Origin of the sequence: Actinobacillus minor NM305 (assembly GCF_000175195.1) — a bacterium.
In the GTDB taxonomy this organism is placed as follows: Bacteria; Pseudomonadota; Gammaproteobacteria; order Enterobacterales; family Pasteurellaceae; genus Haemophilus_A; species Haemophilus_A minor.
The window spans coordinates 1-2,173 of sequence record NZ_ACQL01000126.1 but is presented as its reverse complement, the minus strand read 5'-3'; the positions used below and the strand labels follow the sequence as shown (position 1 = coordinate 2,173).

General features: G+C 44.1%; 3 protein-coding genes. All 3 read left to right on the top strand.

The features are described 5' to 3' along the window. Positions 1 to 146: 146 nt before the first annotated feature. On the top strand, positions 147 to 776 hold the full coding sequence (locus tag AM305_RS09760; protein ID WP_005825523.1) for an energy-coupling factor ABC transporter ATP-binding protein: 630 nt from the start codon (positions 147 to 149) through the stop codon (positions 774 to 776). Positions 777 to 796: 20 nt separating this feature from the next. Then, complete coding sequence (locus AM305_RS09755; protein ID WP_005825521.1) at positions 797 to 1,702, top strand: urea transporter; 906 nt, start codon at positions 797 to 799, stop codon at positions 1,700 to 1,702. Positions 1,703 to 1,795: 93 nt separating this feature from the next. Further along, complete coding sequence (gene ureA / locus AM305_RS09750; protein WP_005825519.1) at positions 1,796 to 2,098, top strand: urease subunit gamma; 303 nt, start codon at positions 1,796 to 1,798, stop codon at positions 2,096 to 2,098. The last annotated feature ends 75 nt before the right edge of the window (positions 2,099 to 2,173 follow it).

Here is a 2,173-nt window from a genome sequence, read left to right as displayed (position 1 = left end):
TTGCCCATATTCTAATACAAGGGGCGAATTACATTCGCCCTATTCTCAACGGAGGTGTATCAGGGCAAATGTAATTTGCCCCTACAATTTGAATTTACGAACAGCGATAGAAAATTATCAAAAAAGTAAAACAGGAAAGCAAACCAATGATTTTAAACGTGAAAAACTTAACCCTCTGTCGCAATCAGCAAGCGGTCATTTCTGATTTAAATTTTACGATTTCCGATCAGCAAAAATTTTTCCTACAAGGAGAAATCGGGACAGGGAAATCGACATTATTATTGGCGCTTTTGGGGTTTGTGCCGATTCATTCGGGCGAGATTGAGCTCTTTGGTACGATTTGTAAAACCGAAGCGGATTTTGAGCCTTGGCGTGGTACGGTGGGGATTTGTTTCCAAAATGCAGACGATCAATTATTTGGTCCAACGGTATTAGATGACGTAGCGTTCGGTTGCTTAAATCAGGGAAAAAATAAGAAAGAAGCTTACGAGATTGCCCTGAACCAGCTGCAACAACTTGGAATTGAACATCTAAAAGATCGCCCTGTGAATTTGCTCTCCGGCGGCGAAAAAAATTTCACGGCATTGGCTGGCGTGTTGGCAATGCAGCCGAAAATGCTCTTACTTGATGAACCGACTAACGGCTTAGATGCAAAAAATAAAGCGAAATTGACCGCACTTCTAAAAGCATTACCGTTGCCGATGCTGATTGCTTCGCACGATCAAGAATTCTGCGACCAGTTAGCCGATAAAGTATTACATCTTACAAAATCATAAAAACACAACAGGAAGGTAATATGCAAAAACTCATCAAAGAAACCCTTACGGGGGTAGGGCAGATTTTTCTGCAAGAAAACGGCTTGTCGGGCTTGGTTATCGTGATTGCGATGTTCTTTAGCCATTGGACACTGGGTGTAGCGTGTTTGCTCGGGGCGTTAATCGGGACGCTCACGGCAAAAGCATTAGGCTATCCTTTAGCCCAAATCGATCAAGGTTTATACGGCTTCAACGCCAGTCTCGCGTTTATGTGCGTGATGTTTACCTTCGGCGAAACCGATGCAACTAACCCGTTAATTTGGATTTTAGGCTTGCTCGCCGCCATCTCTTCAACGTTGATTATGCGAGAGTTTATGAAGCGTAAACGTGTGGCATTTACCTTCCCTTTCGTTTTAAGCTGCTGGCTCTTTTGCTGGGCGGTGGCAAAATTTGAACTGTTCGGTTTAACACAAACTACGCCGGCGTTAGCGGATTATACTAATACCGTGGATGCGGTACGTTCGCCATTTTATGCGTGGGCGGAAGTGAATTTTGGCTCAAGTGCGATAACGGGAGCGTTACTTTTCTTAGCGATTGCGATTAGCTCGCCCATCGCCGCAATGTGGGGGATTGCCGCTGCTGCAATTGGTACGGCATTTGCTCATCATTTGTTAGGCGTGGATCAAAATAGCTTGGCAAATGGGATTTACGGCTTCTCGCCGATATTGGTGGCTTGTGCCTTTGCCGGCACGAAATTACGCAACTTTGCTTACGTAATTTTAGGTTCGCTTATGGCGGTGTTTATTCAATTTGGTGTGGCAAAAACCGGCTTGGCAACTTATACCATCGGCTTTATTGTCGCCAGCTGGATTTTATTGTTGGTAAAATCAAAGGTGGATAAAGCGGACTTTGATAAAAACAAATTAGTTAAAATTTTAAATCCATAATGGATTGTGGGGGACATTCCCTGTGAAATATCGGGCGGGCACATCGACCCGCCCCTACGCAAACAATTTATCGTTAAACAAAAGGAACAAAATATGCATTTAACGTCAAGAGAACAAGAAAAACTGATGCTTTTTCTTGCAGGCGAACTTGCGGCAAAACGTAAGGCTCGTGGTGTGAAATTAAATTATCCGGAGGCGATTGCTTATATTGCCAGCCATTTACAAGAAGCGGCTCGTGATGGTATGACAGTCGCAGAAGTAATGCAATACGGCGCAACATTGTTAAGCGTTGAAGATGTGATGGAAGGCGTAGCGGAAATGGTGCACGAAGTGCAGATTGAAGCGACTTTCCCGGATGGCACAAAATTAGTAACCGTACATAATCCAATCCGTTAATGGACATTGTAGGGGCGAAACATCTTTCGCCCTAAGCAATCGTGGGCATTCAGGGCGAAAAATATTTCGCCCCTA